This window comes from Pseudonocardia sp. HH130629-09 (genome assembly GCF_001294645.1).
Lineage (GTDB): Bacteria > Actinomycetota > Actinomycetes > Mycobacteriales > Pseudonocardiaceae > Pseudonocardia.
On the sequence record NZ_CP011868.1, the window covers coordinates 1,399,980 to 1,412,833 of the forward strand.

Annotated in this window: 8 protein-coding genes and 1 pseudogene; 2 read left to right on the plus strand and 7 right to left on the minus strand. The window is 70.9% G+C overall.

All coding sequences use genetic code 11. The features are described from left to right. Window positions 1–400 precede the first annotated feature (400 nt). The gene (locus XF36_RS06295; RefSeq protein WP_145981282.1) at window positions 401–1,774 is read left to right on the plus strand and encodes a glycosyltransferase family 39 protein; all 1,374 of its coding nucleotides are present in this window, start codon (window positions 401–403) and stop codon (window positions 1,772–1,774) included. Between the two features lie 722 nt (window positions 1,775–2,496). Here the strand turns inward: XF36_RS06295 and XF36_RS06300 are convergent. The 5 genes from XF36_RS06300 to XF36_RS06320 all read right to left on the minus strand — a co-directional run bounded on the left by XF36_RS06300 (window position 2,497) and on the right by XF36_RS06320 (window position 8,703). Then, window positions 2,497–3,432, minus strand: coding sequence for a DedA family protein (locus XF36_RS06300; RefSeq protein WP_082375214.1), 936 nt, complete (start codon window positions 3,430–3,432; stop codon window positions 2,497–2,499). A gap of 541 nt (window positions 3,433–3,973) precedes the next feature. After that, window positions 3,974–5,134, minus strand: a complete 1,161-nt coding sequence (locus tag XF36_RS06305; protein ID WP_238589289.1) for a cytochrome P450 — start codon at window positions 5,132–5,134, stop codon at window positions 3,974–3,976. Beyond that, window positions 5,025–6,017, minus strand: coding sequence for a CPBP family intramembrane glutamic endopeptidase (locus XF36_RS33765; protein ID WP_238589147.1), 993 nt, complete (start codon window positions 6,015–6,017; stop codon window positions 5,025–5,027). Before XF36_RS33765 ends, XF36_RS06305 begins: the two co-directional genes overlap by 110 nt. A gap of 279 nt (window positions 6,018–6,296) precedes the next feature. After that, the gene (locus XF36_RS06315) at window positions 6,297–6,905 is read right to left on the minus strand and encodes a DUF3887 domain-containing protein (protein ID WP_238589148.1); all 609 of its coding nucleotides are present in this window, start codon (window positions 6,903–6,905) and stop codon (window positions 6,297–6,299) included. 235 nt (window positions 6,906–7,140) lie between these two features. Next, complete coding sequence (locus XF36_RS06320) at window positions 7,141–8,703, minus strand: alpha/beta hydrolase (protein ID WP_060711269.1); 1,563 nt, start codon at window positions 8,701–8,703, stop codon at window positions 7,141–7,143. Between the two features lie 136 nt (window positions 8,704–8,839). On the opposite strand from XF36_RS06320, the gene XF36_RS06325 reads away from it, so the two are divergent. Further along, window positions 8,840–9,568, plus strand: coding sequence for a MerR family transcriptional regulator (locus XF36_RS06325; RefSeq protein WP_060711270.1), 729 nt, complete (start codon window positions 8,840–8,842; stop codon window positions 9,566–9,568). 34 nt (window positions 9,569–9,602) lie between these two features. On the opposite strand, the pseudogene XF36_RS06330 reads toward XF36_RS06325, so the two are convergent. Beyond that, window positions 9,603–10,869: pseudogene (locus XF36_RS06330) on the minus strand (IS256 family transposase). A 445-nt stretch (window positions 10,870–11,314) separates the two neighbouring features. Then, entirely contained in the window at window positions 11,315–12,619 is a 1,305-nt protein-coding gene (locus tag XF36_RS06335) for a lipopolysaccharide biosynthesis protein (protein ID WP_145981283.1), read from the minus strand. Window positions 12,620–12,854 lie beyond the last annotated feature (235 nt).

Here is a 12,854-nt window from a genome sequence, read left to right on the forward strand (position 1 = left end):
CCGGACGGCAGGGGCCGGCCACGCAGGCCCTGATCGACCCGCCCCGGTGTGAGCCATGCCATGCACACGCGGGGTGGACCATGCGGCAACGGCATGGGTTGTGATCGACTCCGACCGGTCTCCGACCGAAGAACGAGGTGACACCGATGCCCGACCGCCCGGACCGCGCAGCCGTTCGTCGTCCTGATGCTGTCGGGCTCGTCGAACGGCCAGAGGTAGCGCTGCTCGCTGTCGACGGCGACGGGCACCCCCTCGCCGCCTACCTCCTCGAAGACCGGGTACCGGCCGAGGGCGTCCGCTGCGCCGCGACCTCGTGACCGGTCCCGTGCATCGCTTCGCGGCGATCCCGGTGGCCGTCACGGCCGGGATCGTCGCGATAGTCCACCTGACACTGGCCGCCGTGCCGCGTAGCTGGCTCGACGAGGACCTGATGCTGGCCATCGGCCGCCACCACCTCGACATCGGTGCGGTGGACCAGCCACCGCTGACACCGTTGCTCGCCCGCCTCGCCGACACCCTCGACCCGGGATCACAACTGGTCCTGGCCGTGCCCGCCGTACTCGCCACCGCCGCCGCCGTCGTGCTCACGGCGCTGGTCGCGCGCGAGCTCGGCGGCGACGCCCGCGCGCAGTCCCTCGCCGCGCTGGGTCAGGCCACCTCGATCGCCGCCGCCCAGTTCGGGCACTGGCTGACCCCCTACACACTCGAACCCGCACTGTGGACCGCGTTGCTGTGGCTGCTCCTGCGCCGCCAACGCACTGGGGACGACCGGCTCCTGCTCGCCGCCGGGCTGGTCGCTGGTGTCGCCGCGCAGACCCGGTTCCAGGTCTTCGCACTCGGCGCGGCCCTGGTCGTCGCCGTGCTGGCCGTCGGACCCCGGGACCTGCTGAGGTGCCGGGCCACGTGGGCCGGCGCCGGGATCGCGCTGCTGGTCGCCGCACCCACGCTGGTCTGGCAGGCCGCGCGCGGCTGGCCGCAGCTGGGCATGGCGACCGCGGTCGCCCAGGAGAACACCGCCATCTACGGGCACCCGATCGTCGTCGCCGCACACGGGCTGGCCGTGACCGGACCGCTCACCCTCGGGCTGGCGGTGTACGGGCTGCTCGCGCTGCTGCGCGACCCGCAGTGGCGGCCGCTGCGCTTCCTGGCAGTGGCCTACCTGCTGTTGTTCATCGCGGTCCTGGTCTCCGCGGGCCGGCACTACTACCTGACACCGATCTACCCGGTCCTCGGCGCCGTCGGTGCCGTCGCGCTCCAGCGACGCCGGGAGCGCCACGGGCCACGCCGCGCCTGGCCGGTGGTCACCGCCGGCGCAGTGCTGGCCACGGCCGGCGCCGCGTCGTCGGTGCTGCTCGCCTCCCCGGCCTTCGCCGCCCCGCTGGCCACCACCACCGCAGCCACCTGGTCCGCGTTACCCGACGAGAACCGCGCGCGCACCGCACTCGTGGCGGTTCCCTACGTCCACGCTGCGCTCCTCGACGCCGCCCCACCCGACCTCGACCTGCCGGCGGTCCACGGAACCAACAGGGCATACGGCTGGTTCCCGCCCCCGCCGGAGACGTCCGACGCGATGCTGCTCGTCGGCAGTCCCGACCGCTTCCGCCCCTACTTCACCTCCGCCCGCCCACTGCAGACAGTGACGGCGTCGACCCCGTTGGGAACCTACGGGGGCCTGGTGGAGGAGAACGCGACCATCTGGCTGCTCGAGGACCGGACGGTCACCTGGCAACAGATGTGGTCCGAGCTCAGAGACCTCTCAGTCATCGGCCGGTGACACCCGGTCCCCACCGGCCGGTGTCGACCTGGAGCCCGAGCCCGTCTCGCTCGCCGTCGCGTTGATGTCGAGGACGACGCAGATCGGGTGGTCGGCCACCTGGCCTTCGCAGATCTCGATGTACAGCGCGTCGATGAAACTATTCGCACCCAGGCTGATGGCCGCCTCGTCGAATCCCCCACCCGGCGACTTGAGGCGGCCGTGACGCCGTCGGCGAGCAGCGCGCAGTGCGGCCGCACGCTGCGGGCAGGGTGGGTCCGGCGCTGGGCGTGTCTGCCGAACAGGTCGTCGGGTCGCGTCATGCCTTGGGGGTCAGCTACCGATGCCGGTGTGGAGTGCGCTGGGGTGGTGTCCCGGCGACCTCGGGCCGTGCCCGACGGTGTGGAAGCGGCACCGCCGGGGCCGCAGACAGGGCGGTCGGCGTGGACTCACGATCATCGGGGTGCACCAGCACGCCGCGCCCCTCGACGCGATGGAGGATCGAAGTACGCGAACCTGCTCGGCGAGCCCGCTGATCACACCGCGCATCGACCGGCTGGGTCCGGGACGGCTCCGGACCCAGCCCGACGCACCAGCAACGTCGTGGGAGCGCGGCCTCTGCCTCGTCGAACAGTGGCGCGGGCCGGCTCCCGCTACGACGAACTCGCCTCGGCGTTTCGTGGCTCCGCGCTGTGAGAGACGCACCCTAGCCAGCACTCCGACTTCATGGGAGGGACCTCAGGTCAGGCCTGGTCCTGCGCGGCGGCCTGCTGCTCCTTCTTGGCCTGCTGCTCCTTCTGGGCCTTCATGCCGGCCTGCACCGAGACCACCGCGACGAGGCCGAGGGTGATCCACAGTGCGTACTTGTCGACCGCGAGGACGACGTCGACGGCGTGCTGCCCGACGCTGTAGCCGAGCCAGGCCACCAGTCCGGCGATGAGCCCTGCACCGAGGGCGTTGAGCACCATGAACGGCAGCAACCGCATCCGGCCCATGCCGGCCAGTGCGAAGACCGCGGGGGCTGGGACGCCCGGCAGTGCCGCCGCGACGACAGCGATCGGCAGGACCCAGCGGGGGGCGGAACGTACCCGTGCCACGAACCGCTTGGCCGCCGATCCCGGCGCCCATAGCTCGATGATCTTCGCGCCCCAGCGGCGTCCGGCCAGCCAGAACAGCCAGTCGAACTTGATCATTCCGAAGATCCCGGCCGTGACCACCAGCCAGAGGTCGGCCTCGCCGATCCGGGCGAACGCGGCCCCGGCGCCGATCGCGGACAGGCTGCCGGTGACCGCGGCCAGGGCGACCGGGTACGACGCGATGAGCAGCGGTCGGAACGGCATCGACGCCAGGTTCAGCAGCACGATCACGACGGTCGCGATGATCAGGAACCAGTCGCCGCCCCGCATCGGCCCGTCCCACGGGGCGACCTTGCGCAGGGCTTCGCGCGACTCCTCGAGCTCCTCGGGTGTGTAGTGCTCCTTCTTCCAGCGGAACCGGCGCTTCTTCGCCGGGGCCGATGGCGCAGCCGGGACGCCGTGCGGCGGGGTGGCCGCCTCGGAGAGGTCGGGCGCACCCACCGTGCCCACCGCGGGCATGACGAGTGTCGGGTCGTCCGGCTTCGCGTCATGGCCCGGGCCGGGGGCCCCGCCCTGGTGCCTGTGGCTGGTCGCGCCCGTCATGTCGCCTGCTCCGCTCCTCGCCGACTCGTTCATGGGACGAGAAGACACCGTGCCGTTGCGGCACAGTCAAGTCCGGATCGAGACTGGTCGAGACAGCGAGTGAGATGGCCAGAACGCCACGAACGGGCCCGTTCGTCCTGGTCAGCCTTGGCTCGCATTCCTACGCTGCTGATCAGGCGCCAGACCGCCACTCGACTCGCAGTACAAGTGCCCGATGGCCGGCGTGGTTCCGCATCTACGGATTCTCTGTGGGCCGTGCTGCTCGTCACTCTTCTTGTGATCTGCTCGCCGCGCGCATCGTGAAACTGATTCTGCATGGTGGGCCCATCTTCCGAGTGAACGAATCGGCGGGTCGATGCGCGGTGTGACCGCGGTGGACAGTCGTTCCGTCCGAGGGGGACCGCGTTCTCCTGAGCGACTGGATCGTCGATCGGAGAGCTGAGGAGACGCGCCCCCGCTGTGAACGGCCAGGTGCCGAGCTCCGACGTCGGCGACAGACGTCGACGCCAGACGGCGACGACCGGCGGGTTCTCGGGGGACGTCACGTGACGGTCACCTCGAGACGTGCCAGGCCACGCAGCCCGTTGTTGATCATCGGACGGGAGGACACGACCTCGAACCGGTGAACCCGGTCGGCCAGCTGCTCCAGCAGTGCGCCCATCTCCAGCCGGGCGAGGTGCATGCCCACGCAGACGTGCTCACCGCGGCCGAACGCGAGGTGGTCCGAGGGGCATCGGGTGATGTCGAAGCGCGTGGGGTCGGGGTACTGCCGGTGGTCGCGGTTCGCCGAGCCGTAGAGCAGGGCGACCCGCGCCCCCGCGGGGAGGACGACCCCGCCGATCTCGTGTTCCTCGGTCAGGACACGGGAGAACTGGGGGACCGGTGTCTCCAGGCGCAGCGACTCGTTGATCGCGTGGGGGATCCACGACCGGTCCACGCGCAGCAGGTCCCACTGGTCCGGGTTGTCGGCGAAGAGCCGGACCAGGTTCGTGATGGCCAGGATGGTTGTGTCCAGGCTCGGGGTGACGTAGTCGAGCATCATCACCGGACACTTGTCGTGCGGCATCTCGCCGCGGTCGGCGGCCTCGTACAGGTGCGCGGCCCACCCCTGCGGGTCCAGGCGACCGGGCACCGCTTCCTCGGTGGCGAAGGCCATGAACTCCTCGACCGACGGCGTCGATGCGACGAAGCGCTCGTTCGCCGGGCCCTGGACATTCCAGATCGCCGCCGCCCACTCCAGCATCTTGTCCCGGCCCCGGTCGGGCAATCCGACCAGCTCGGACACCACTGCCATGGGCAGGTGTTCGGCGAGCTCGGTGGCGGCGTCGAACCGGCCCCGCCCGACGAGCTCCTCGACGATATGCCGGGCCTCAGCCTCGATCCGCGGCGTGATCTCACGCATCCGGTCCGCGCGCAACGGGCGACCGAGGACCGCACGCATCGTGGTGTGATCCGGGGGATCGCTGCACAGCGTGATGCCCTCGAGCTGCGCGTTGATACCCGGATCGACGAACACGCCGCGAGCCGAGGAGAACGTCCGCCAGTCCGTGAGAGCCGCCCGGACCTCCTCGTAACGGGGCAGGGCGTAGAGATCATGACGCGTGAGCCGGACGACCGGACCGAGTTCGCGCAACTCGTCGTAGATCGGGTACGGATCGACCCGTGCCCGCTCGGAGAACAGGTCGACCTGGCTGGAAGGGATGGCGGAGGCGGTGCTCACGGTCGCTCGGCTCCTGTCGGACGCGCTCGGGTCGGGTTGCGTGCCGGGCCCCGACTGATCCGGGCGACACGCAGGTATGACAGCAGGTGTACGAACATCGGTGCGTTGCCGGCCTGGCCGGGTCCGACGGGCATGACAAGAAGGTGACTGTGTCCGTCAACGAGCTGGTGGATGATGGTGGACGGACCGCCGGGGGTGGCGGCCCGACACGTGATCGGGGGGCTCGCTCGGCGGTCGTGCGGGTGAGGGTGAACTGCCCGGTGGCGACGAGCACGATGACCAGTCCGAGAGGCACGATCCATCCACTCCAGCCGAGGACCGTCGCCTGCGTGGTGTCGACGGTCGCGCCGGCCTGGGCGAACATCAGGTACGACCCGGCGGTGGCGTTGAACGCCGAATGCCCGAGCGCTGCGGGCCACACCGACCCGGACCGAAGCCGTAGCCAGCCCAGGACCGCACCGACCAGGACGCACATCACCGACATCGACGCGACGGCGAGCCAGCCCGGAGCGTCCGGGTAGTTGTAGCCGAGCAACAGGACCGGGGCGTGCCAGATCCCCCGGATCACACCCGAGACCAGGATCGCCGGAACCGGCCCCAGCGGCATCAACTTCGGCAGCAGCCAGCCCCGCCAGCCGATCTCCTCGCCCAGCGCGGGAAGCACCCCGACGAACGCCGCCACCGGGATCAACGCCAGCTGCACGGCGACGATCACGCCGACCGATCCGGGGGCGGTCCCGGTCTGGTCCTGCAGGACCTGGCGGAACCCGGACACGCCGGTGAAGTCGGCCGGGTACACCCCGAGCAGCGCACCCACCGGGAGCGCGACCAGGACCATCGACATGGACACGGCGATGCCGACCACGGTCCAGCGGAACAGCCTCCCCCACGGACGTAACGGCGCCAGCCCGAGCCGCCCGCACCCGGTCCGCAGGCCGTTCCACGAAGAACACCACGAGCACGGCTGCGATCGACGGGGTCGCCATCACGAGCACGGCCGTCGGGGTGAACGCGGGATCGCTCAGACCGTCGCCGAGCCAGAGCGGTAGCGCAACGAGCCAGGCCGCCCCGAAGGCCAGGACGACGAAGACGATGATCGACCGTAGGTCGAGCCGCTCGGTGTGTCCGCCGGCCGGGATCGTGGTCATGGGGTGTCCTTCGGGAGGATGAACAGCCCGGCGATGCTGCGGTCGTCGCGGTAGCTGATCCGGGCGGTGTAGTCGCCCGCCTCCATGCAGAGTTGGGTGTCGGTGACGGTCACGTCGCCCGCGCGGGCGATCTCGGGCACGCCGTGCGTCTCGTACGTGCCCGACAGTCCGAGGATCTGCGACCACGCCGCGGCGAGTGACTCCTCGGACAGACCCTCGCGCATCGTCGTGTCAAAACGGCCGACGACCTGTGAGAAGCGTCCGGTGGCGAGGTCCTCGACCGTCGTGACGGCCAGGTCGGCGGCCTCGGGGAGTGGATCGGTGTTCATGGGTTCTCCTGTCCTGGGGTCGAGCGGTCTGCCGTAGCGCTGGAAGGCCGCCTGCCGGGTCACGCCGAGTGCGTCGCCGATGCTCTGCCACGTCGCGCCCGTCTCTCGGGCCTCGTGGACGACGACCCGCACGATGTCCTCGGCGGCGGACCGGACCTCGAGGGCACGGGCGATGGAGGCGGCCCGGTCGCCGTCCGCGGTCAGGACGCGGGCCGCCAGCAGGGCGTCGATGCGAGATCGAAGCTCGCCCGCGACTGTCGTCAGGTTCTCCTTCACGCTGTCAAGTCTATCTTGACACAAGGTTGAGTGTCGAGCGGCTGCGGCGGTACGCGTCGCCACTACGTGCCCGGCCGCGACGGTGCGGTGTGGCCGATCGTCACCCGGCGACGCGTGCTCCAAGCACGCCTCGCCCCTCCAGCTCGGCGGGCTTATCCCGGGAGCTCGTGTCGCTCGGGCCTGCAGCGTCGGTGCGGCGGAACCCGGGGGGGGGCCGGGGTCTGAAGTGCCGGGCTCAGGTCGCGCAGCGGACATCGTCGGCCGGGGGCCTGCCGGTCTGCAGGTAGTCGGCGACGACCTGGTTCACGCATGGGTTCGTGCCGGAGGCGGCGATGGTGTGCCCGTCACCGTCGACGGTGAGCAGGCTGCCGTCGAGCATCTCGGACATCCGGACGGCCCCGTCGTAGGGGGTGGTGGGGTCTCGGGTCAGTGAGATGGTCAGCGTCGGTGCCAGTCCCTCGATGCGTTCCGGCAGCGGGTAGGTCGCCTTCGGCGCAGTGGGCCAGGCCGTGCAGGCGTCCAGCGCGCCGTCCGTGCCTCGGCCCGGATCGGCGAACGGGGCCATCGCGTAGATGCGGGCCCGGAGGTCCGCGGTCTGCTCCGGGGTCATGCGCTGCTCGTCCATACAGGTGATCGCCAGATTTGCGCTGGTCAGGTTCGCGCCTCGGCCGTCCGGTTCGCGTCCGGCGAAGAGCTCGATCAGCCGTACGAGCCGGCTGGGATCGCCGTCCTGTAGCTCGGTGAGCCCGCGCGGGATCGCCGGCCACGATGCGGGCGAGTAGAGCGCGGCGATCGTGGCGTTCACCGTGTCGGTGTAGGTGAACTGTCGGCCGTCCCCGTAGGGCACCGGGTGGTCGAGCAGGGGGCGGACGATCTGCTGGAACCGTTCGGTCGCCCGCGCGGGATCCGTGCCGAGCGGGCAGTCGGGGCTCGTGGCGCAGTCCGCGGCCATGCGGTCGAAGGACTGCTGGAATCCGGTGTACTGGGCCAGACGACGCTCGTTGCCGGCGCGGGGATCGACGGCGCCGTCGAGCACCATGGTGCGCACGTTCTGCGGGAACGTCTCGGCATACAGCGCACCCATCCTGGTGCCGTAGCTCTGGCCGAGGAAGTCGAGCCGTTCCCGGCCGAGCGCGGCTCGCAGCACGTCCATGTCCCGGACCGTGTCCCGGGTGCCGACGCTCGCCAGCACTCCCTCCCCGCCGGACCGTTCGGCGCACTGCTCGGTGAGCCGGCGCGCGTCGTCCGGGGTCCAGGTGCCCGCGGAGAAGATGAACTCGGTCGTGGTGTCGCCCTCGCGGTACTGCCCCGGCGTGAAGCACTCGACTGCGGGGGCGGTGGCGCCAACCCCCCGCGGATCGAATCCAACGATGTCGAAGCTCTCGGTCACCGCACTCGTCGCGAGTGCGGCGGCCGTGCTCACGGCGAACCCCATGCCGGCGCCGCCCGGGCCGCCCGAGTTCACGAGCAACGAGCCCTGCGACTCACCCCGTGCGGGGACACGCAGCATGGCGACCCGGCCGGTCGGGCCCCCGGGGTCGGCGTAGTCCAGCGGTACCTCCAGGCGTGTGCACTCCACATCGGGGCGAGAGGCGAAGACCGCCTCGTCGGCCGCAGTGGTCGCATAGCCGTCACAGGAACCGAACCTGAGCTCCTGGTCGTAGAACCGGGCGAGGTCGGGAGGCGGCGGTGCCGCGGCCGGGGAAGCCGGCGCGGCCGGTGCGCACGCGCCCACAACGAGGAGCAGCGGCAGGGCCGCGGCCGCCACCCAGGACGGTGCCGGACGGGAGGAGAGCATGCTGGGATCAGACAACTGGATGTAACGGCATGGTCCAGCCGGAGCGGAGTGATCCGCACCACGCGGGCCCGGTTCCGGCCTTGAGGGTGCCGCAACGGCACGGTGTGCAGTCGCTGGAGAGAGGGGGAGGACGCACGTGGTGTGGAGCATCCGCGAGGTCGCTGCTATGTGCGGGGTCAGTCCGCGCGCGGTGCGGCACTACAACGCAATCGGTCTGTTGGACCCGCCGACCCGCATGCCCAACGGCCACAAGCGCTACGACGGAGGGCATCTGACGCGCTTGCTGCAGATCCGACGCCTGGCCGGGCTCGGCTTCTCGTTGGCTCGGATCGCCGACCTCGACGGCCCCGGCGACGGGTCGGTCGCGGCCGTCCGCGCGCTCGACGCCGAGCTGGCCGACACCATCGCTCGGCTCCGCCGGGCCCGCGAGGATCTGCGGGAGATGATGCGTGACGGCACGCCGCCCGAGCTGACGCCCGAGTTCGCCTCCCCGCCGGTCACACAAGGGATGAGCAGCGCCGACCGCTCGTTCGTGGTGGTCATGTCCCGGGTGCTGGGACCGGGCCCCCGCCGGGCCTACGCCGACTTCGTGCGGGACCCGCCATCGGCTCCGGCCATTGGGTCGTTCGACGACTTGCCCTCCGACGCGGACGAACAGGCCCGGCGTGAGGTCACCGACGTGATGGTGCCCTACGTGCGAAGCCTGCACGCCGCCCGGCCGGAGCTGGCGGCGATGCACGCCGGTTCGCCGTACGGGGCGACATTCGCGCGCCGGTCGATCGAGGCGGCGAAGACCGAGCTCTACAACCCCGCCCAGGTCGATGTCATGTGCCGTATCCGATGGGTGACGGCGGGCCGCGGCTGACTGACTCGGCCACCGGAGCACCTCGTCGGCCGTCTCAATCGGACGTGGTCAAGTCCGCTGGCGTGGTGTTGGTCGAGGTCACCTCCTCGCTGCTGGATGTGGTGTCGGGGACGGCGGTGACGCGGGCGCGGGCCAGGACGTCGAGGCCGAGGTAGCGCCGTCCCCTCGGCCCATTCGTCGTGCTGTTCGGCCAGAACGGCGCCGACCAGGCGGGTCAGGGAGTCGCGGTCCGGGAAGATCCCGACGACGTCGGTGCGGCGGCGGATCTCGCGGTTGAGTCGCTCGCTCGGGTTGTTCGACCAGATCTGGCGCCAGACCTCCTTCGGGAACGAGGTGAAGGCCAGGACGTCGACCCGGGCGGCGTCGAGGTGCTCGGACACCTTCGGCAGCTTGTCGGCCACGCCGTCGAGGACCCGGTCGAACCGGGCGTGAACGCTCGCGGCGTCGGGCTGGTCGTGGACCGAGTGCACCAGCGCCCGCACTCACGGCCAGCTGGCTTTCGGTGTCGCGGCCATCAGGTTCGCCGCGTAGTGCGTCCTGCACCTGTGCCAGGCCGTGCCGGGCAGGGTCGCCCCGATCGCCGACACCAAGCCGGCGTGGGCGTCGGAGGTCACCAGCCGGACCCCGGACAGGCCACGGGCGGTGAGGTCGCGGAAGAACCCCAGCCGGCCTGCGCCGTCTTCGGCGGAGGTGACGTGCGGGCCGAGGATCTCCCGGTGCCCGTCGGCGTTCACTCCGGTGGCGAGCAGGGCGTGGACATTCATGACCCGGCCGCCCTCGCGGACTTTGAGCACGAGCGCGTCGGCGGCGACGAAGGTGTAGGGGCCTTGGTCGAGCGGACGCGTCCGGAACTGCTCGACTTGGCCGTCGAGGTCTCGGGTCATCTCTGAGACCTGCGACGTGGACAATCTGGTGATGCCGAGGGAGTCGACGAGTTTCTCCATCCGCCGCGTCGAGACCCCGAGCAGGTAGCAGGTCGCGACCACCGTGGTCAGGGCCCGCTCCGCCCGGCGGCGACGCTCCAACAACCAGTGCGGGAAGTAGGAGCCGTTGCGCAGCTTGGGGATCGCGACGTCGATCGTGCCGGCGCGGGTGTCGAAGTCGCGGTGCCGGTAGCCGTTGCGGATGTTCGTGCGAGCGTCGGAACGCTCGCCCCTTGCGGCGCCGCACACCGAGTCGGCATCGGCGGACATCAGCGTGTTGATGAACGTGGTCAACATCTGGCGCAGCAGATCCGGGCTCGCCTGGGCCAGCTGCTCGTGCAGGAACTCGGTGGGGTCGATACTGGAGGGTGCGGTCATCGCGTGGAACTCCTGAAGCACTGTGGAAGGTCTCCAGAAGATCACGCGGTGGCCGCCCTACACCTCTACGCCAGTGCCCTCACCAGGACCGGTCGCACACCACCTTGGTGGACGCCACTCGTCGATCACCAGCTGTGCGCTTCACCCACGCTCCGATCGTTATGCGAGGGATAGGAAGCCTAGGGACTGACCGGTCCGGATGCCTCGTCGCCGCCGACTGGCATCGTCGCCGCCGTGCGTCCCGGATGGCGCTACGAGGCCGACGGCGTCGTCACCCTCCCGCTGGACGGACTGTGCCGGGACCCGCGGGGCCGTGAGCCTGCGCGCGTCTCCGGGCTCGCATCCTCGCGTCACGACATGGCGAAGACCGGTCGCCCGAGGCGGCGCGGGCAGACCCTCTGACGTCGCAGGACGACACCGGTGGTGGTCGCAGGCCCGCAGGCGACTATTGAGGTGATCGCGGCGACGAACCGTGCAAGGGACGTCTACGTTCGGTGACGGTCAGGACGGCGGCGAAGACGGCCTGGACGGCGACGTAGCCGAGGACGAACGGCAGCATGACCAACGCGGGATATGTCGTCGCCGGGTCGGGCAACGGGGTGAGCGCGGCGATCGCGACGACCAGACCGCAGTTGAGCAGTGACAGGCGGGCGTAGCCGACGCCGTCGCCGCCGGCCTGGCGGCGGGCCAGCTCGAACACCACGACGAGCCGGAACAGCACACCGACCATGAGCGCGGCGATGATCGGAGCGCCGACGGTGTAGCCGGGCCCCAGGACCCGCAGCACCGGCCAGCCCAGGGCCGCACCCAGGACGAGGAGCGGGATGAACAGCACCAGCATGCGGCGCCGCGTGTGGCGGGCGAGCTCGACGGCGCGGTGGGGTTCGCGCGCGGTCTGCACGGCGAGGGAGTTCGTGAAGAACACCGCGGCGGTGTCGACGACGACGGTGGCCTGCCAGGCGATGAAGAAGACCGCGCCGATGGTGTTGCCCATCCGGAAGTTCGCCAGCAGCGGGATCTGGTTGTAGAGCAGCACCGCCCCGAGCTGGGCGACGGCGGTCGGAGCGAGGAACCCCGCCATGGTGGCCCGGCTGGGGAGAGTGCCGGGTCCGCCCGTGGCGGCGAACCGGCGGACCAGGAACCACAGCACGATCGTGCCGGCCCCGATCCACACCACGACCGGGATCACCCACGACAGCACCATGCCCTGCGACGCCAGGCCCGCGCCGAGCGCGGCGAGCAGGCCGATCCGGGCGACGGCGAAGGTCCCGCTGCGCCACACCGCCAGCCAGGGCCGGCCGACGGCGACCATGACGAAGTCGTGCACCACGAACACACCCCACCCGGCGCAGCCGAGCACCAGCAGCAACAGACCGAACCCGAAGGGACCCTCGCCGGCGGCGACCAACGCCACTCGCGGGACGAGCAGCCCGTAGACCAGACCGGCCAGACCGGACAACGGCATGATCAGCAACAGGCTGCCGAACACCAGCCGCACGGACTTCCGACCCGCCCCTGGCAGCCACCTCATGATGCCGATGCCGAGGTTGAGCTGGGCCGCGCCGCCGATCAGCTGCATGGCCGAGACGAACTCCGTCGCCCGCCCGACCTCCTCCTGCGGCATCACCCATGCCGCGATCAGGAACCCCAGCAGACCGGCGACGGAGTTGAACACCGAGGTCAACGTCAGGGCCAGCGAGTCGCTCGACCCAGCCTCCGGCGGACGACCCGACGGCTCGGAACGAGGCACTGCGGCGACGCTACGGGAGCCCCGGGGCGAGTGGCCGACCGGTCACACGTGCAGCTCCGAGCACTCGCCCCGGGCGATCTGCGCGCGGAACACGGCGTCGAACGGGCTGCTCGGCTCGTCGTCGAGCGAATCGACGAACACCACCACTATCCGCCCGTCCTGACCTGCCGCGATGCCCCCCGAGCATCGCTCGCCACGCGGCGAGGTTCGGGTGTCGGTACATGAGCGCGGCCTC